The organism is Cryobacterium sp. TMT2-10 (genome assembly GCF_004403075.1).
Taxonomy (GTDB): domain Bacteria; phylum Actinomycetota; class Actinomycetes; order Actinomycetales; family Microbacteriaceae; genus Cryobacterium; species Cryobacterium shii.
Window position 1 is genome coordinate 43,237 of the sequence record NZ_SOGW01000038.1, and the last position, 17,105, is coordinate 60,341.

The 17,105-nt window shown below is 70.0% G+C and carries 12 protein-coding genes and 2 pseudogenes; 8 read left to right on the forward strand and 6 right to left on the reverse strand.

All coding sequences use genetic code 11. From position 1 onward, the window contains the following. Window positions 1–116: 116 nt before the first annotated feature. The 5 genes from E3T37_RS04745 (at window position 117) to E3T37_RS04765 (ending at window position 5,948) form a co-directional block, all read left to right on the forward strand. Window positions 117–1,601, forward strand: coding sequence for an ABC transporter permease (locus tag E3T37_RS04745; protein WP_134365676.1), 1,485 nt, complete (start codon window positions 117–119; stop codon window positions 1,599–1,601). 87 nt (window positions 1,602–1,688) lie between these two features. After that, window positions 1,689–2,360 carry an ABC transporter ATP-binding protein gene (locus tag E3T37_RS04750; RefSeq protein WP_134365677.1) on the forward strand — a complete coding sequence of 224 codons (672 nt, stop codon included), beginning with the start codon at window positions 1,689–1,691 and terminating at the stop codon, window positions 2,358–2,360. A 69-nt stretch (window positions 2,361–2,429) separates the two neighbouring features. Beyond that, window positions 2,430–3,131, forward strand: coding sequence for a YqaJ viral recombinase family protein (locus E3T37_RS04755; RefSeq protein WP_241978643.1), 702 nt, complete (start codon window positions 2,430–2,432; stop codon window positions 3,129–3,131). Between the two features lie 313 nt (window positions 3,132–3,444). Further along, a complete protein-coding gene (locus tag E3T37_RS04760; RefSeq protein ID WP_241994537.1) occupies window positions 3,445–4,518 on the forward strand; it encodes an NADP-dependent oxidoreductase in 1,074 nt (357 codons plus the stop codon). Beyond that, entirely contained in the window at window positions 4,515–5,948 is a 1,434-nt protein-coding gene (locus E3T37_RS04765; RefSeq protein WP_134365678.1) for a deoxyribodipyrimidine photo-lyase, read from the forward strand. The genes E3T37_RS04760 and E3T37_RS04765 overlap by 4 nt, the downstream gene beginning before the upstream one ends. Here E3T37_RS04765 and E3T37_RS04770 read toward each other — a convergent pair. Both E3T37_RS04770 and aceB read right to left on the reverse strand, forming a co-directional pair. Continuing rightward, on the reverse strand, window positions 5,945–6,478 hold the full coding sequence (locus tag E3T37_RS04770) for a GNAT family N-acetyltransferase (protein ID WP_134365679.1): 534 nt from the start codon (window positions 6,476–6,478) through the stop codon (window positions 5,945–5,947). The genes E3T37_RS04765 and E3T37_RS04770 overlap by 4 nt on opposite strands. Before the next feature lie 111 nt (window positions 6,479–6,589). After that, window positions 6,590–8,257, reverse strand: a complete 1,668-nt coding sequence (gene aceB / locus E3T37_RS04775; protein WP_134365680.1) for a malate synthase A — start codon at window positions 8,255–8,257, stop codon at window positions 6,590–6,592. Window positions 8,258–8,448: 191 nt separating this feature from the next. Between aceB and E3T37_RS04780 the strand changes: the two genes are divergently transcribed. Together E3T37_RS04780 and E3T37_RS04785 are read left to right on the forward strand one after the other, a co-directional pair. Then, entirely contained in the window at window positions 8,449–9,939 is a 1,491-nt protein-coding gene (locus E3T37_RS04780; RefSeq protein WP_134365681.1) for a helix-turn-helix transcriptional regulator, read from the forward strand. Between the two features lie 162 nt (window positions 9,940–10,101). After that, entirely contained in the window at window positions 10,102–11,532 is a 1,431-nt protein-coding gene (locus E3T37_RS04785; RefSeq protein ID WP_134365682.1) for an FAD-binding oxidoreductase, read from the forward strand. Window positions 11,533–11,701: 169 nt separating this feature from the next. Here E3T37_RS04785 and E3T37_RS04790 read toward each other — a convergent pair whose 3' ends face one another. Next, a complete protein-coding gene (locus E3T37_RS04790) occupies window positions 11,702–12,163 on the reverse strand; it encodes a MarR family winged helix-turn-helix transcriptional regulator (RefSeq protein ID WP_134365683.1) in 462 nt (153 codons plus the stop codon). A gap of 137 nt (window positions 12,164–12,300) precedes the next feature. Between E3T37_RS04790 and E3T37_RS04795 the strand changes: the two are divergent. Continuing rightward, window positions 12,301–13,526, forward strand: a pseudogene (locus E3T37_RS04795) (MFS transporter). A 72-nt stretch (window positions 13,527–13,598) separates the two neighbouring features. On the opposite strand, the gene E3T37_RS04800 reads toward E3T37_RS04795, so the two are convergent. The 3 genes and pseudogenes from E3T37_RS04800 to E3T37_RS04810 form a co-directional block, all read right to left on the reverse strand. Then, complete coding sequence (locus E3T37_RS04800; protein ID WP_134365684.1) at window positions 13,599–14,444, reverse strand: transglutaminase family protein; 846 nt, start codon at window positions 14,442–14,444, stop codon at window positions 13,599–13,601. Then, window positions 14,441–15,371: pseudogene (locus E3T37_RS04805) on the reverse strand (alpha-E domain-containing protein). The gene E3T37_RS04800 and the pseudogene E3T37_RS04805 overlap by 4 nt, the downstream one beginning before the upstream one ends. After that, entirely contained in the window at window positions 15,365–17,044 is a 1,680-nt protein-coding gene (locus E3T37_RS04810; RefSeq protein WP_134365685.1) for a circularly permuted type 2 ATP-grasp protein, read from the reverse strand. The pseudogene E3T37_RS04805 and the gene E3T37_RS04810 overlap by 7 nt, the downstream one beginning before the upstream one ends. Window positions 17,045–17,105 lie beyond the last annotated feature (61 nt).

Consider the following 17,105-nt stretch of genomic DNA (forward strand, 5'->3'; position numbering starts at 1 on the left):
GTGAAAAGAGTGATCGCGCCCCTCTCAGCGTTTTCACAGGATGGCGATACCCCCGGAATAGACCGCCTCCCTAGCTTCAGACCGGGAGGCCGGACGGCCCCCGGAACTGGAGACTCATGTTTGTCACTTACCTGCGGTGGGAGCTTGCGGGCCGCCGCAAGCAGACCGCGATCGTCGCGATCGGCATGGCGCTGGCCATCGCCCTGGTCATCATCGTGAACGCGGTGTCCAGCGGCGTGCAACTCGCCCAGGCGACCGTGCTCGGCTCGGTCTACGGCGTGGGCACGGACATCACGGTCAACCTAACCCCGACGGCCCCCGCCGAAGGGGATGCCGCCGGCGGGCCACAGAAGTTCGACTTCGGGGCCGCGGACGGCACGACCGCCGACGGAACGACATCCGTCAGCCAGGCCAGGCTCAGCGCCGGCTGGGGCACCTTCACCTTCGACCAGGCCGCGCTCGGCACGGTCAGCGCGGTCGACAACGTCTCCGCCGCTGCCGCGACCCTGTCCCTCAACAACACGACCTTCAACGGGGCCCTGCCCGGCTCCCAGACGCAGGGCACCCCGCCGGCTGGCGGCGCCACTCCGCCCGACGGCGGTCCGGACGGCGCCGGCGGCAGCTCCTTCAATGTCGACTCCTTTTCCGTGTTGGGTCTGGACCCGGCCGATGAGGCCGTCGGCCCGCTCTCCGCGGTCACCCTCACCGACGGTCGCTCCCTGACCAGCACGGATGCCGGCGCGAACGTCACCGTCCTCGACTCCAGCTACGCCACGACCGCGTCCCTGGCCACGGGTGACACCGTCAGCATCGCCGGCACCGACTTCACCGTCGTCGGCCTCGTCACCGCCGCCACCGCCGACGCCGACACCGCCGCGAACGTCTACATCCCGCTGGACGTGGCCCAGACCCTCTCCGGCCTGACCGGGCAGATCTCGACCGTCTACGTGCAGGCGGCCTCGTCGACGGACATCGCCCAGGTGCAGGCCGACATCGAGAAGGCGCTCCCCGCCGCCACGGTCGACACCCAGGCCGACCTCGCATCCAGCGTCTCCGGGTCGCTCGCCAGCGCCTCCGACCTGGTGAAGAACCTCGGTCTGTGGCTGTCGCTGATCGTGCTGGCGGCGGCGGCGTTCCTGATCGCCATCCTGTCCACCATCTCCGGCGTCACCCGGCGCACCCGTGAATTCGGCACGCTCAAGGCCATCGGCTGGTCCAACGGCAAGATCGTGCGCCAGGTCGCGGACGAATCGCTCGTGCAGGGCCCGCTCGGCGGTGCCGCGGGCATCGCCATCGGTCTGCTCGGCATCCTCGTGATCAACCTGGTCGCCCCGACCCTGACCGCGGGAGCCACCAGCGTGGCCGCGGCCGGTCCCGGCGCCGGCTTCGGTGCCGGTGGACCCGGCGGGGCCGGGCCCGGCTTCGGCGGCGCAGCCCAGGCGGCCGCCACCTCCGACATCGTGCTGAGCGCTCCGGTGACGGCCTCGGTCATCCTGCTGGCGGTCGGCCTGGCCGTTCTGGGCGGGCTGCTGGCCGGCGTGATCGGCGGCTGGCGCGCGTCCCGGCTCCGCCCAGCGGAGGCCCTCCGCAGCATCGCCTGACCACTGCCCGCTTCCGGCTGCGACCGCGGCATCACCTCCGACATCCGCATCAGAATCCCGTCACTTTTTCTTCAGAAGGAACACCACATGTATGAACTATCGAACGTCACCAAGACCTACGAGCAGGGCAAGCGCACGGTGACCGCGCTCAGCGACGTCACCCTGTCGATCCCGGACGGCCAGATGGTGGCCATCCAGGGGCCGACCGGCGGCGGCAAGTCCACCCTGCTGCAGATGCGGGGGGCCCTGGACCGGCCCACCGAGGGAACCATCGAACTCGGTGAGGCGAACCTGTCGAAACTCGGCGACGGCAAGCTCGGGCGGATCCGGGCGAGGGAGATCAGCTTCGTCTTTCAGAGCTTCAACCTGATCCCCACCCTCAGCGCGCAGGATAACGTGGAGACCGCCCTCGCGCTGCTCGGGGTGAGGAGCACGCTCCGGAAGGAGCGGGCGGCCGCTGCGCTCGCATCCGTGGGCCTCGGCGACCGGCTCGGCCACCTCCCCACGGAGCTCTCCGGCCGCCAGCGGCAGAGGGTGGCGATCGCCCGGGCCCTGGTCAAGGAGCCGACCGTGCTCCTGGCCGACGAACCCACCGGCAACCTCGACGAGGAAACCCGCGACGAGATCATGGACCTGCTCGAGGGCCTCTGGCAGGCGCAGGGCCTGACCCTGATCGTGGTCACCCACGACACGGCCGTGGCCCGGCGGGCGCGGCGCCGCCTACTGATCAAGAAGGGCGTGTTGACCGAGGGGGCGTAGCGCGCGGGCCGGGCCGGCCTGTGGCGGCCCGGGTTCGGGTTCGCGGGAGCGAGCAGGCAGAATGGAGACGTGACGGATCAGATGCTCTCCCTGTTCGACGAGGAGCAGCATCCGTCACCTCCCGGCGCCCTGCCGGCCCTCCCTCTGACGCTTCCGCCGGCGTTCCCCCCGGCCGTCGCGCCGCACCTGCGGCGGATCGTCGCCGATTCCACCGACCGGGTGGCGTGGCTGCGGGCCCGCGCGCAGGGCATCACGGCCACGGATGTCGCCAAGCTCGCCACCCCGAAATCCCTGCCGAACGCCGTCTACGACAAAGTCAACGGCAGCAGCTTCAGCGGCAACACGTTCACCGACCACGGCCGCGCCCGGGAACCGGAGATCGCGGCCTGGGTGCAGGAGCGCTACGGCATCGAGCCCAGCACTGCCCTCTTCCATGCGGCAGACCACAGGCGGCACCTGGCCACCCCCGACGGGGTCGGCACCGGATCGGGCACCGGTGCGGGCGGCCTCGAACTGGCCGAAATCAAGACGACGAGCAAGGCGTGGCGCAGCATCCCGCGCTCGTATTTGCGCCAGGTCTGGTGGCAGCAGTACGTGCTGGGCGCCGAGCGCACCCTGCTCGTCTGGGAGCAGCACAAGGATTTCGTGCCGATGAACCCGGAGCCCGAGTGCAAGTGGATCGAGCGGGACGAAGAACAGATCGCGATCCTGGTCGGCTACGCGAACGACCTGATCGCACTGCTCAACCAGCAGGCCACGCGGAACCAATAGCCACCGCCGGACGACAGGCCGGGAGAGCCGCCTGGTCGGGGGGGAAACAGGCGGCTCTCCAGCGCCGCTGTCGCGGCCGTGAAGGAACGGAATCGATCGTGCCGCTTCGGGTGCGGCGCGATTCACTCCTGACAAGTGAGTGGCGGCGAGCTGCCTGAGCAGTCCGGGCCGGTCCCCCTTTGTGAGGACAGACTACGTCCACGGGCACCCGGGAATCCAGTCCTCGCAGCCACTGCACAGGGTTCTGCCCACCCCCAGAGAGAGGCACACCCGCCAGGCCACCGAGGTGGGCACGCCGAGGGAGAATGGACAGATGGAATACGCCACGATTCTGCCACCGACCATGCACGCCCTCGTGATCGACCGGCCCGGCGAGGCCGGCGAGCTTCACCTGGCCGAGGTTCCCGCGCCGATCGCCGTGCTCGATGAGCTGATCGTGCGGGTGATCGCCGCCGGAATCAACCCGATCGACGCGAAGACCCGGGCCGGAAAGGGCGTCTCCGCGGCCATCACCGGCTACCCGGCGGTGCTCGGCAACGACTTCAGCGGCATCGTGGTCAGCGCTCCCTACGAACACTTCCCCCTGCAGCCGGGGGACGAGGTGTACGGCATGGCCCGGGTGCCCCGCACCACCGGCAGCTACGCCGAATACCTGCCCGTCTCGGCGCTGAGCGTCACCCGCAAGCCGGCACGGCTCAGTCATGCCGAGGCCGCCGCGGTGCCGGTCGCCGCGCTCACGGCGTGGGGAATGGTCGTGGAGCTGGCCGAGACCGTCCCCGGGCAACGGATGCTCATCCACGCCGGCAGCGGCGGGGTCGGCCACTTCGCCGTGCAGTTCGCCAAGGCCTTCGGCGCGCACGTGACCGCCACCGGGTCCACCCGTAACCTGGAGTTCCTGCGGGAGCTCGGCGCGGACGAGGTCATCGACTACACGACGACGCGTTTCGACGAGGTGGTCTCCGGCCTGGACTCCGTGATCGACCTCATCGGCAACGTGCACGACAACACGGGAACCCGGTCGCTATCCATGCTGCGGCCCGGCGGCATCCTGGTGAACGCGCCGACCGGGAGCTGGCCGACCATGGCCGCGGAGGCCGCGGCGGCCGGCATCCGGGCCACCGGTTACAAGGTCGCCGCCTCCGGCCGCACCCTGGACTTCATCACCGAACTCATCGACGACGGCATCGTGCGGGTGCACGTGGACCGGGTGTTCGACCTGGCCGACGGCGCCGCAGCGCACCGGCTGCTCGAGACCGGCCACACCCGCGGCAAGATCGTGCTGCGGGTCGCGGACGCCGCCGAGACGTCCGAGATGTCCGAGACGTCCGAGACGTCCGAGACGTCCGAGGCTTCCACCACTTCCGCACCCGCCGGGCCTCGCCCGTGAGCGGCGACGGCCCGTCCCTGGTCTGGTTCCGCGACGATCTGCGCCTCGCGGACAACCCCGCTCTGCAGGCCGCCCTCGAGCGCGGCGAGCCGATCGTGGCCGTGTACGTGCTGGACGAGGAGTCCGCCGGCGTGCGACCGCTCGGCGGCGCGGCCCGGTGGTGGCTTCACGGGAGCCTTCTCTCGCTGGCCGACTCGCTGGAACGCCTCGGCGGCCGGCTGACTCTGCGCCGGGGACCGGCCGAGCGCGTGATCGGCGAGCTGGCGGCATCCGTCGGCGCCGGCGCCGCGTTCTGGAACCGACGCTACGGCCGGACCGAGCGCGAGGTGGACACCCGGATCAAGGCCGGCCTGCTGGCAGCCGGAACCGAGACCCGCAGCTTCGCGGGCTCGCTCCTGTTCGAACCGTGGACGATCCAGACCGGCCAGGGCGGGTCATACTCGGTCTTCACCCCGTTCTGGCGGGCTTGCACGGCCGGCCCGCCGCCCCGCGCGCCGTACCCCGCGCCGGAGGCGATCCCCGGACTCGCGGCCGACGTCCCCTCCGACGCCCTCGAGGACTGGGCGCTGCTGCCGACCCGGCCAGACTGGGCCGGCGGACTGAGGGAAGCCTGGCAGCCGGGCGAAGAGTCCGCGCACCGCCTGCTCGATACTTTTCTCCGGGACTCGCTCCCCCGCTACGGCGCCGAGCGCGACCAGCCGGCCCAGGCCGTTACCTCGCGCCTGTCGCCCCACCTCCGCTGGGGCGAGATCAGCCCATTCCAAATCTGGCATGCGACCGAATGGGCCCGGACCGGCCTGACCGGGAACGCCCAGTCCAGCGCGACGCGTTTTCTCACCGAGGTCGGCTGGCGCGAGTTCAGCTACCACGTGCTCTTCAACGCCCCCGACCTCGCGACCGAGAACCTGCGGCCCGAGTTCGACGCCTTCCCCTGGCCCTCGCTGGACGAGCGCGCGCTGGCGCGCTGGCAGCAGGGCCGCACCGGCATCCCCCTCGTCGACGCCGGGATGCGCGAACTGTGGCGCACCGGCAGCATGCACAACCGTGTGCGCATGGTGGCGGCGTCGTTCCTGATCAAGAACCTCCTGATCGACTGGCGCCTCGGCGAACAGTGGTTCTGGGACACCCTCGTCGACGCCGACGCGGCCAGCAACCCGTTCGGCTGGCAGTGGGTGGCCGGGTCGGGCGCCGACGCCGCACCCTATTTCCGGGTCTTCAACCCCGAGCTGCAGGCGAAGAAGTTCGATCCCCACGGGGAATACATCCGTCAGAACGTGCCCGAATACGGCACGGATGCCTACCCCGCCCCGATCGTCGACCTCGGTGAGACGAGGCGGGCGGCCCTCGCCGCCTACGAGCAGATCAAGGGGATGAAGGAGCAGGCGATCGCGGCCCGCGCGGCCGCCGGCGCCGAGGCCGAAACCGTCTAGAGCGCCCGCTCGAGCACGAAGTCGTCCTCGTACCGTCCGCCCACCAGGAAGCGTTTCTCGCCGACCGTGGCGAACCCGTTCTTCTGGTAGAACCGGATGGCCCGCGCGTTCTCCTGGTTGACGCCGAGCCAGCTGCCGGCCGCCCCGCGTGCCCGGGCCGCCTCCAGCGTCGCCGCCATCAGGGGCGCGGCCACCCCGCGGCCGTGCGTCTCGGCGCGCAGGTAGCACTTGCTCAGTTCCACGGTGGGACGGATGCCGATGGCCGCGCGCACGTCGGCGTCGGCCGGTTCCGCGAATACGAGCATCGTGTACCCCAGCATCACCCCGCCCTCCTCGGCCACGAGGATCAGGCGCTCGGGATCGGCCAGGTAGGCGTCGAAGTTGCCCTCCGCGAGCACGTCGCGCAGGAACGCGGCGATGGCCTCGGTCGTGGTGTGCGGCGGGCAGGCGAGCCCGAACGTGGCGGCGGCCAGCTCGGCCAGCACCGCGGCATCCGTCGCCGTCGCCGTCGCCGTGCGAATCTCGATCATCGTCCCACCCTATCGACGCCCCCACCGCACGTACTTCACGCGAGAGCGGGTGAATCGTCGGTCTGGCCAGGCCAAAACGACGATTCACCCGATCTCGCGGGAGGGCGATGCCTACAGGTAGCGGACGTACGCGCCGACGGTGAGGAAGGTCGGGAACTCGGGCTCGAGAGCGGATGCCCGGAACACCTCGAGGGCGTCGTCGAACCGGTCGCCCGGCGTGCGCTGCAGTCCCCCGAACACCTCGTCGACCTGCTCGGCGATCCAATCCTCGTCGATCCGGATCCCCTCGGCGGTGACCGAGTTCTCGTGCACCCACTGCCAGATCTGCGAGCGGGAGATCTCCGCGGTCGCGGCGTCCTCCATCAGGTTGTCGATGGCCGCAGCGCCCACGCCGCGCAGCCAGGACTCGATGTAGCGCAGTCCGATCGAGATGTTGCCGCGCACGCCGGCCGCGGTGATCTCGCCGCCGATGGACTCCACGTCGAGCAGTTCGGCCGCCGTGACGCGCACGTCGTCCCTGGTGCGGTCGAGCTGGTTCGGCTTGTTGCCGAGCACCCGGTCGAACTCGGCCTGCGCGGTCGTGATCAGGTCCGGGTGGGCCACCCAGGTACCGTCGAAGCCGTCGCCGGCCTCCCGCTTCTTGTCCTCGGCGACCTGGGAGAGGGCCCGGGCGGTGACCTCGGGGTCGCGACGGTTCGGGATGAACGCGCTCATGCCGCCGATGGCATACGCGCGACGTCGGTGACAGGTCGACACCAGCAGCTCGGTGTAGGCGCGCATGATCGGCACGGTCATCGTGATCTGCTTGCGGTCGGGGAACACGAAGCGGCGCCCGCGCGCGCGGAAGGTCTTGATGATGCTGAAGATGTAGTCCCAGCGGCCGGCGTTGAGCCCGGCGCAGTGGTCGCGCAGCTCGTAGAGGATCTCCTCCATCTCGAATGCCGCCTGGATCGTCTCGATCAGGACGGTCGCCCGGATGGTGCCGTAGTCGATGCCGAGACGGTCTTCGGAGTGGCTGAAGATGTCGTCCCAGAGGCGGGCCTCGAGGTGACTCTCCAGCTTCGGCAGGTAGAAGTACGGGCCGCTGCCGCCCTCGATCAGGCGCTTCGCGTTGTGGAAGAGGTAGAGCCCGAAGTCGACCAGGCTGCCCGACGCGTTCATCCGGCGGTTCGCGCGGTCGACGAAGGTCAGGTTCTTCTCGACCAGGTGCCAGCCGCGGGGACGCATCACGATCGTGGGCGTGGCGCCGGTGGCGTCACCCGTGACGGCGTACTTCTTGCCTTCCGGGGTTTCGAAGCTCAGCTGTCCGCGCACCTGGTCGAACAGCGTGATCTGGCCCTCGATCACGTTCGCCCAGGTGGGGCTGGTGGCGTCCTCCTGGTCGGCCAGCCACACCTTCGCGCCGGAGTTCAGCGCGTTGATGGCCATCTTGCGGTCGGTCGGTCCGGTGATCTCGACGCGGCGGTCGACCAGTCCCGGGCCCGCGCCGGCGACGTGCCAGCTCGGGTCGCGCCGGATGTGCGCGGTCTCGGTCAGGAATTCGGGGTCGCGCCCATTGGAGGCATCCACGCGCTTCCGCAGTCGAGTGGCCAGCAGGTCGTGCCGCGTGCCGGCGAACCGGTCGTGCAGGTCGCCCAGGAACTCGAGCGCTTCGGGGGTGAGGATCTCCTCGTACCGCGGCCCGAGATCGCCGGTGATCTCGAGGTGCGGCTGGATGGTGGCGAAGCTGCCGGTGTTCGTTCTCGTGCGGTCGGACGTCGCCGGGGCCGGGGTGTTCATGGGCTGATCTCCTTCAAGAGTGTTGGGCCGGGCCGCGCGCTCCCGGCCAATCGGCCGGGTGTGCGGGAATGAGCTGTGCCTTGGATCCACTCTGGGCCCGCCGACGGTGCAGCAGCCCGCCCTCGGTAACAGAAGAATTCCATTTCTTCTACCCCTGAGAAGTTTTCCGTGAGGTGTGTGACTATGGGGAAATGGTCATCGTCGATCCAGCCCTCCGTCCGTCCCTGTCCGCGGCCCCTGCCGAGGAGGAAGGGCTCGACGCCCTCACCCTGGGCCGGCGCATCCGGGAAGTGCGCACGTCGCGGCGGATGACGCTCGACGCCCTCGCGGCGGCGATCGACCGGGCCCCGTCCCAGGTCTCGATGATCGAGAACGGCAAGCGCGAACCGCGACTGTCGATGCTGCGCACCATTGCCGGAGCCCTCGGAACCACCGTCGACGACCTGTTGAAGACGGATGCCCCGTCCGAACGAGCCGCCCTCGAAATCGCCGTCGAGCGGGCCCAGCGGGGTCCCGTGTTCACCGCCCTCGGACTGCCGCATATCCGCGTTGGCCGGGGAACCAGCGACGAAACCCTGCAGACGCTGCTCAGCCTGCACGGCGAGATTCTGCGCCTGCACCGGGAACGGGCGGCGACCCCGGAAGAGGCCAGGCGGGCCAATGTGGAGCTGCGCGCCACCATGCGGGCCAAGGACAATTACTTCCCCGAGCTCGAGGCGCAGGCGCAGCGGCTGCTCGCCGCGGTGGGCCACACCGGCGGGCCGGTCTCCCACCAGGTCGTGGCCGACATGGCCACGCACCTCGGCTATTCGCTGCACTACGTCGGCGACCTGCCGAACTCGACCCGGTCGGTCACGGACAAGCGCAACCACCGCATCTACCTGCCGACGGAGCACTCCGCGTCCCGCGACTCGCGCTCGCCCATCCTGCAGGCGTTCGCCACCCTGCTCTGCGAACACGAAGAACCCGAAAACTATGCTGAATTTCTGGCCCAGCGGGTGGAGACCAACTACCTGACCGCGGCCATCCTGCTGCCGGAAAAAGACACCGTGAAACTGCTCACCGAGGCGAAGAACCTGCGCCGCATCTCGATGGAAGACCTGCGCGACGCGTTCGCGGTCTCCTACGAGACGGCCGCGCACCGGTTCACCAACCTCGCCACGGCCAGGCTGGACATCCCGGTGCACTTCATGAAGGTGCACGAGTCCGGCACCATGATCAAGGCGTACGAGAACGATTCGGTGCGCTTCCCCAGCGACGCGCTCGGCGCGGTTGAGGGCTCGACGGTCTGCCGCAACTGGACGGCTCGGACGGTCTTCCATGTGGCCGACCGGTTCAGCCCCTGGTACCAGTACACCGACACCCCGAGCGGGACCTTCTGGTGCACGTCCCGGATCGAGAAGGCCAAGGAGGGCGACTACTCGGTCAGCGTGGGCGTGCCGTTCACGCACGTGAAGTGGTTCCGCGGCCGCGAGACGAACAACCGGGCGGTGTCCCGCTGCCCCGACGAGTCCTGCTGCCGCCGCGCCCCCGACGAGCTGTCGGAGCGGTGGTCCGGCCAGTCGTGGCCGGCCGCGCGCACACCGACGAGCCTGCTGGCCGCGCTCCCCACCGGCACCTTCCCCGGCGTCGACCAGACCGAGGTGTTCCAGTTCCTGGAGGGGCACGCCCCGGCGAGCTGAGCGGCCGGCGCCGTCGCTGTCGCGGCGCAGGGTGTGGACGCAGGCGCAGGCTAGAACCCGCGCCCGCGTCCCGAGGGTGCGCCGCGAGGCCAGAGGACCCGGCCGGGCCCCGACTGGCATGATGTACGGGTAGCAGCGCCGCGACGAGCAGAGGACGAAACCGTGGGCACGACCATTTTCGAACGAGCCAGGCCCGCCGCATCCGTCATCGACGAGGCCCTCGCCCGCACCCGCCAGGCCCCGTTCTGGCTCGACGACGTTGCGCCGCAGACGAGCCGCCCGCGGCTCACGGCCGACCTGGACTGCGACCTGGCTATCGTCGGCGGCGGCTACCTGGGCCTCTGGACCGCGGTGCTCGCCAAACGGCAGGACCCGGGCGCGCGGGTGGTCCTGCTCGAGGCGCGCACGATCGGCTGGGCCGCCTCCGGGCGCAACGGCGGCTTCTGCGAGGCGAGCCTGACCCACGGGGAGGAGAACGGCCGGCGCCGCTGGCCGCGGGAGATCGACCGGCTGACCGAGCTGGGGCTGGAGAACCTCGACGAGATCGAGCGCGCGGTCGCCGAGCTCGGCCTGGACTGCGATTTCGAACGCACCGGGGCCATCGACCTGGCCGTCGAGAAGCACCAGGTCGACTGGCTCCGCGCGGAGCCCACGAACGATGACACCGTGTTTCTGGATGCCGCGGCGCTGCACGCCGAGGTCGACTCGCCCACCTACCTGGCCGGAGTGTGGCACAAGCGCACGAACGCCCTCGTTCACCCCGGCAAGCTGGCCACCGAGCTGGCCCGCGTGGCCACCGGGCTCGGAGTCGAGATCTTCGAGCACACCCCGGTCACGGGCCTCGACACGCAGGGGCTGTCCCCGGCGCAGGGCACCCGGCTGCGCACCGAGGCTGGTGTAGTGCGCGCGCGGAAGACCGCGCTGGCGACGAACGTCTTCCCGTCGCTGTTGGCGCGGAACCGTCTCGCCACGGTGCCCGTGTACGACTACGTGCTGATGAGCGAGCCGCTCAGCGCGGAACAGCTCGCCGCGATCAACTGGCAGAACCGGCAGGGGCTGAGCGACCTGGCCAACCAGTTCCACTACTACCGGCTGAGCGCGGACAACCGCATCCTGTTCGGCGGCTATGACGCCATCTACCACTTCGGCGCCCGGGTGCGCGGCGGCTACGAGAACCGGCCGGAGAGCTTCCGGCGCCTGGCCAGCCACTTCTTCACCACGTTCCCGCAGCTGGCCGGGCTGCGGTTCAGCCACCGCTGGGCCGGCGCCATCGACACCTCCACCCGGTTCTGCGCCTTCTTCGGAACGGCCCGCGCCGGCCGGATCAGCTACGCGGCCGGGTTCACCGGCCTCGGCGTGGGTGCCACCCATTTCGCGGCGAAGGTCATTCTCGACCAGCTCGCCGGCCGGCAGACCGAGCGCACGCAACTGGAGATGGTGCGCGGACGCGCCCTGCCGTTCCCGCCGGAACCGCTGGCCTCGATGGGCATCCAGACCACGCGCTGGTCGCTCGACCGCGCCGACCACAACGAGGGTCGCCGCAATCTCATCCTGAAGACGCTCGACGCGCTGGGCCTCGGCTTCGACTCCTAGCCCGCGCCGCGCATCCGTGGGTCGCCAGCCCCAGCGTCAGCCCGCCCTAACGAATTCGACGGAGATTTTGCCGAAAACCGGCCCCAGCAGTCCGGAAACGGGCTTTTAGCGCAAAATCTCCGTCGAATTGGTTCAGGGACGGGCGGGAGGACGGACCGACCGACGGCGCCTAGACCGCGGCGGGCTGCGGGTCGGGCAGGCGGTGCAGCGCGTCCACGAGGGGGGCGAGCTCCGGCTTCTGCTCCGCGGCGGCGAGCGCCGCGGCGAGGGTCTCGTCATAGACCGGGCGGGCCGAGCCCAGCAGGGTCTGGCTGGCATCCGTCAACTCGGTGTAGATGCCGCGCCGGTCGTCGGCACAGAGGATGCGGGTCAGCAGCCCCCGGTCTTCGAGCCGGTTCACCAGGCGGGTGGTGGCACTACTGCTGAGGGCGGCCGCTCCGGCGAGCTGCTGCATCCGCATGTGCCAGCCGTGCTGGCGGCTGAGGGCGTCCAGCACGGTGAATTCGACCACGGACAGCTCGGCGGCATCCTGCAGGGCCCGCTCGAGCTCGATCTCGATCAGCGCGTGCAGGGAGGCGAGCGTGCGCCAGCCCTGAGCGCGCACCTCGACGGCGTCGTCTTCGATGCCCATGGTGGCTCCAAACCGGTCGGGAAAAACAAGTAGTTGCTTGCGCCGATACCTAGCGTGTGCAAATATAAGTAACGCGCCTGCAACTAACAGCGTACGCAGCATATCCGCGTAAGTACAGTTCTCAAGGAGTTCCTCCCATACCCATTGGCCTTTTCGCCCTCGCCCTCGGAGGGTTCGGCATCGGACTCACCGAGTTCGTCATCATGGGCATCCTGCCCGACCTCGCCGCCGATTTCGGGATCAGCGAGGCCGCGGCCGGCTGGCTGATCTCCGGCTACGCCCTGAGCGTGGTCGTCGGCACCCTCGGTCTGACCGCCGCCGTGACCCGGCTGCCGCGCAAGAAGGTGCTGATCGCCCTGATGGTCCTGTTCATCCTCGGCAACCTGATCAGCGCACTCGCCCCGACCTACGCCCTGATGATGCTCGGCCGGGTGGTCGCCGCACTCTGCCACGGCGCGTTCTTCGGCATCGGCTCCGTGCTCGCCGCCGACATGGTGGCACCGACGAAGAAGTCCGGGGCGATCGCGATCATGTTCACCGGCCTGACCGTCGCCAACGTGCTCGGCGTGCCCTTCGGCACCCTGCTCGGCCAGAACCTCGGCTGGCGCGCCACGTTCTGGGCGATCACCCTGATCGGCGTGATCGCGCTGGTCGGAATCGCGACCCTCGTGCCGCAGATCGAGCACGCCACCGACCAGAACGGCGGTCTCCGCGGCGAGCTGAGAGCCTTCCGCTCCGGCCAGGTCTGGCTGTCCATCGCCGTCACGGTGCTCGGCTACGGGGGCATGTTCGGGGCGTTCACCTACATCGCGTTCACCCTGACCGAGGTCAGCGGCCTCGCGGCATCCACTGTGCCGTTCCTGTTGATACTCTTCGGCGTGGGTCTCTTCATCGGCAATATCGTCGGCGGCAAGGCGGCGGACCGTTCCGTCGACACGACCCTGATCGTGCTGCTGGCGGCCCTGACGGTGGTTCTCGTCTTCTTCGCGCTGACCGTCCGCAGCCAGGTCGCAACGATCGCATCGCTTCTGCTCCTCGGCGGGTTCGGCTTCGCCACGGTTCCCGGCCTGCAGATGCGCGTGATGAGCTACGCCAGCGCGGCGCCCACCCTGGCCTCCGGCGCCAACATCGCCGCCTTCAACCTCGGCAACACGCTCGGCGCCTGGCTCGGCGGCCTGACCATCACGATCGGGCTGGCTACACCTCGCCGATCTGGGCCGGGGCCGGCGTGACGGTGCTCGGCCTGGTCGTCATGGTCGCTGCGGCGCGCGGCGCCCGGCTGACCCGCCGCCGGGTGGCATCCGTCGCCCTGCCGGTGACGGCTCCCGTCGCGGCTCAGGTTGTGGACGCGGGCGCGCGGTAGAACCTGAGCCCGCGGCCGCAGGGTGCGCCGCGACATCCGTGGGTTCGAAACGACGGATGCCGGCGGCGCGCCTCAGGCCTCCCGGGTGATCTCCACCGTGACGAACAGTTCCGACCCGCTCGTCCCCGAGAACACGCCGCGCAGCGGGGGCACGTCGTTGTAATCGCGGCCCCGTCCGACGGCCACGTGCCGGTCGCCGATGTCGATCGAGTTGGTCGGGTCGTAGCCGCGCCAGTCGCCGCAGAACCACTCGACCCACGCGTGGGACTCGCCCCGGATGGTCTCGCCGATGCCGGCATCCGGCCGCGAGTGCAGGTAGCCGGACACGTACCGGGCGGGAATGCCCGCCGACCGCAGCGCTCCCAGCGCGATGTGGGTGATGTCCTGGCACACGCCGCGCTTGTCGCTCCACGATTCCCGGGCGGTGGAGTGCACGCCCGTGACGCCCTGCACGTACTGCATCTGGTCCCCGATGGCGGCGCAGATCTCCAGCGCGGCGTCGCAGGGGCTCGCGCGGCGGGCCACGATCTCGGCGGCCAGCGCAGCGACATCCTCCGGCGGGTCGGTCAGCCGGGTCTGCCGCGCGTGCTCCACCGTGATGGTGCTGCGCCGGCTCGCGGCCGCCAGTTCCGGCCAGCCCTGCGGATGCGCCAGGTGGGTGCGCGGCCGCACCTCCACCAGGCTGGTGGCCGTGAGCGTGAGCTCGGTGTACGGGGTGAGCACCTCGAAGCTCGACACCTGCGTGCCCCAGTAGTCGAGGTAGCCGTGGTTGCTCGACACCGGCGAGATCTCGAGCCCGGCGTACAGCACGAACTGGTCCGGCGAGCTGACCGGCAGCATCCTCGCCTCGTTGTAGGAGGCGCCCACCTCGCCCTGGTACCGGTAGCCGGTCACGTGCCGGATCCGCAGCCGGTTCACGACGCCTCCCCGGTCCAGGTCGGCACGGTGCTCGTGGGGAAATACCGGTCGCCGATGGCTTCCGAGGCGGCGCTGGTGGCCTCCTGCACGGCGTCCATCTGCGCGGACAGGTCGTTCAGGATATCCATGATCGGCCGATATTCCAGCTGGCTGCGGATCCGGCCCAGCTCCCGCTGCGCCTGGTCGGACACGCCGACGCGGTCCGTGCGGGTCTCCATGTCGCGCAGGCACTGCTCCGCCCGGGAGAGGGAGAACACGATCGAGCGGGGGGAACAGTCGATCCAGCAGCAGGAACTCGGCCGCGTTCCGGGCCGAGGGCACCCCCCGGTAGGTGCGCAGGTAGGACTCGTACGCGCCGCAGGAGCGCAGGATCGTGGTCCACGAGGGCCCGCTGGCCTCGGTCAGCGACCGGGTGGCCAGCAGCCGGGCGGTCATGTCCGCCTGCTCGAGGCTGCGACCCAGGTTGAAGAACTGCCACGCCTCGTCCCGGCTGACCCCGGACTCCACGATGCCCACGGCGAGCACCGAGCGCTCGCGCACCCAGCCGAAGAAGTCGTGCGTCTTCTCGCCGGCGACCTTGCGGGGCATCCTTGCGCTGGTCGTATTCAGGAACTCCCACAGTTCCGTCGGCACGATCTCCCTGACCCGCCTGGCGTTCTCCCGGGCCGCGGTGACCGAATAGGCGATCGAGGCCGGATGAAGGCGGTCGACGGCCAGCGTGGCGAGCACGTCCTTGCGGGTCAGCAACCGGTCGGTCGGCGCGGCGCTCCCCATCAGATGCAGCAGGGACTGACAGGCGAGGTTCTCCTCGATCCACGGGTCTTCGAGCAACAGTTGGAGGTGCACGTCGAGGATGCGCGCCGTGCCGTCGCTGCGCTCGATGTAGCGTCCAATCCAGAACAGGCTTTCCGCGATGCGGCTCAACATTCTCGCCCCTCTCTCTCCCCGGCCGGCGCGGTCGACGCCTGCTGTTGCTGCTGCTGCTGCTGCTCGTTGTCGCCGACGGGCTTGTCCTGCGGCGAGTGGTCCACGGCGTGCGCGACCCCGGTCGAGCGCACGTTGGCGGCCTGGCCGGCGACCAGTCCCTGGATGGAGCGCCCGGGCCCCTCGGTGAAGGAATCCGGTTCCGTGCCGATCACCCAGGTGTCCTTGGACCCGCCGCCCTGGCTGGAGTTGACCACGAGCTCCCCCTCGGGCAGCGCGACCCGGGTGAGTCCGCCCGGCAGCACCCAGACATCCGTGCCGTCGTTCACGGCGAACGGTCGCAGGTCGGCGTGCCGCGGCCGCATGCCCGCGTCCACGAGGGTGGGGATGGTGGAGAGTTGCACGACCGGCTGCGCGATCCAGCCACGCGGGTCCTTCAGCAGCTGCGCCGGCAGGGTGTCCAGCTCGGCGGCGGATGCCGCGGGCCCGACCAGGAGCCCCTTGCCGCCCGACCCGTCGACGGGCTTGACCACGAGCTCGCCGAGCCGGTCCAGTACCTCCTCGAGGGCCAGCGGATCTTCGAGCCGCCAGGTGTCGACGTTGGGGATGACGGCGTCCTCGCCGAGGTAGTACCGGATCAGCTCGGGCAGGTAGGTGTAGACCAGCTTGTCGTCGGCGACCCCGTTGCCGACGGCGTTGGCGATGGTGACGTTGCCGAGCCGGGCGGCCATCAGGATGCCCGGCGACCCCAGTTGGGAATCGGCCCGGAACTGCGGCGGGTCCAGGAATTCGTCGTCGACGCGACGGTAGATCACGTCGACCCGGGTGGGCCCGGCGGTGGTGCGCATCCAGACCCGGCCGCCGGAGCAGAACAGGTCCCGCCCCTCGACGAGCTCGACTCCCATCAGCCGGGCCAGCAGGGTGTGCTCGAAGTAGGCGGAGTTGAAGACGCCCGGGGTGAGCACGACCACGTTGGGGTCGTCGATCCCCGCCGGGGCCGAGGCGCGGAGGGCCTGAAGCAGCTTGTTCGGGTAGTCCCCGACCGGGCGCACGCGCATCGAGGCGAACAGCTCCGGCAGGGTCTGGGCCATCACGCGGCGGTTGGAGATGACGTAGCTCACCCCGCTGGGCACCCGCACGTTGTCCTCGAGCACTCGCCAGGCTCCCCGCTCGTCCCGGATCAGGTCGATCCCCGACACCTGGATGCGCACGTTGTTCGCCGAGACGATGCCGGCCGCCTGCCGATGGAAGTGACTCGACGAACTGATCAGACCGGCCGGGATGACGCCGTCATGCACCGCGGCCTGGGGTCCGTAGATGTCCGCGAGGAACGCCTCGAGTGCCCGCACCCGCTGTTTGATCCCGGATTCGACCGTGACCCACTCCTGCTGCTCGATCACGCGCGGCACCGCGTCCAGCGGGAACGGCCGCTCCTCCCCCGCGAAGTCGAACGTGACCCCCTGGGCGAGATAGCTGCTCGCCAGGGCATCCGTGCGGCCCCGGAGCTCTTTCTGCGTCATTTTCGCCAGGGCCGCATACACGTCCTTATAGGCCGTGCGCGCCTCCACCGGCGTGAGCGAGGTGAGGTCGGGGAACATTTCGTCCCAGGCGCTCGGCGCGCCGTTTTTCAATCGAAGGGATGCGGTCGTGCCGTAGCCCGTGAACAGGTCAACCATTCCGGGAGCGTAGCGGGGTGGTATTGCCGGGATATTTCAGCGAAATGACGGCCAGGTTGTA

Excerpts from the sequence above, each read along its gene's own strand:
- E3T37_RS04810 (WP_134365685.1), bottom strand. The coding sequence starts at position 17,044 with ATGGTTGACCTGTTCACGGGCTACGGCACGACCGCATCCCTTCGATTG.
- aceB (WP_134365680.1), bottom strand. The coding sequence starts at position 8,257 with ATGAACACCCCGGCCCCGGCGACGTCCGACCGCACGAGAACGAACACC.
- E3T37_RS04745 (WP_134365676.1), top strand. The coding sequence starts at position 117 with ATGTTTGTCACTTACCTGCGGTGGGAGCTTGCGGGCCGCCGCAAGCAG.
- E3T37_RS04750 (WP_134365677.1), top strand. The coding sequence starts at position 1,689 with ATGTATGAACTATCGAACGTCACCAAGACCTACGAGCAGGGCAAGCGC.
- E3T37_RS04760 (WP_241994537.1), top strand. The coding sequence starts at position 3,445 with ATGGAATACGCCACGATTCTGCCACCGACCATGCACGCCCTCGTGATC.
- E3T37_RS04770 (WP_134365679.1), bottom strand. The coding sequence starts at position 6,478 with ATGATCGAGATTCGCACGGCGACGGCGACGGCGACGGATGCCGCGGTG.
- E3T37_RS04780 (WP_134365681.1), top strand. The coding sequence starts at position 8,449 with ATGGTCATCGTCGATCCAGCCCTCCGTCCGTCCCTGTCCGCGGCCCCT.
- E3T37_RS04790 (WP_134365683.1), bottom strand. The coding sequence starts at position 12,163 with ATGGGCATCGAAGACGACGCCGTCGAGGTGCGCGCTCAGGGCTGGCGC.